Annotated in this window: 2 protein-coding genes; both read left to right on the top strand. The window is 69.7% G+C overall.

The features are described from left to right. Nucleotides 1–301, top strand: a 301-nt coding sequence (locus P1P70_RS45610) for a transposase (protein WP_319248496.1), incomplete at its 5' end; no start/stop codon positions are given. Beyond that, the coding region (locus P1P70_RS45605) for an IS3 family transposase (RefSeq protein WP_319248494.1) at nt 298–515 on the top strand (218 nt) is incomplete at its 3' end. The genes P1P70_RS45610 and P1P70_RS45605, both read left to right, overlap by 4 nt.

The following is a 515-nucleotide window of genomic DNA, read 5'->3' as shown; positions in this document are numbered from 1 at the left end:
CCCCAGGAAGTACTCGTTGGAGTTGCGTGAGCGTGCGGTGCGGATGTACCGGACCTCCGACCCGAAGCCCCAGATCAAGCGGCTCGCCATCGAGCTCGGTGTGCATCCCGAGGCCCTGCGCGGCTGGATCCGGCAGGCCGAGGCCGATGCCGGCGAGCGGGATGACCGGCTGACCACCGACGAACGCACCGAGCTCGCCGCGCTGCGCAAGGAGAACGCCCAGCTCAAGCGCGCGAACGAAGTTCTGCGGACGGCTTCGGCTTTTTTCGCGGCGCAGCTCGACCCGACCCGGCCCAGGTGACGGGGCTGCTCGACGAGCACCCGCATCTGGGGGTCGAGTGTGTCCTGCGGGAACTGCGCATCGCCTCCTCCACCTACTACCGATGGCGCCGCGCCGGGCGAGAGCCCTGCGAACGGCGGCGTCGCGACGTCGAGCTGACGGAGCGGATCAAGGAGATCCACACCGGGTCCGGCGGGATCTACGGCTCGCCGCGCGTGCATGCCGTGCTGAAACG

Origin of the sequence: Streptomyces sp. MB09-02B, assembly GCF_033794485.1 — a bacterium.
Classification (GTDB): Bacteria; Actinomycetota; Actinomycetes; order Streptomycetales; family Streptomycetaceae; genus Streptomyces.
Note: the sequence above shows the minus strand (reverse complement) of the source record. Positions and strands in the feature narration are given on the sequence as shown.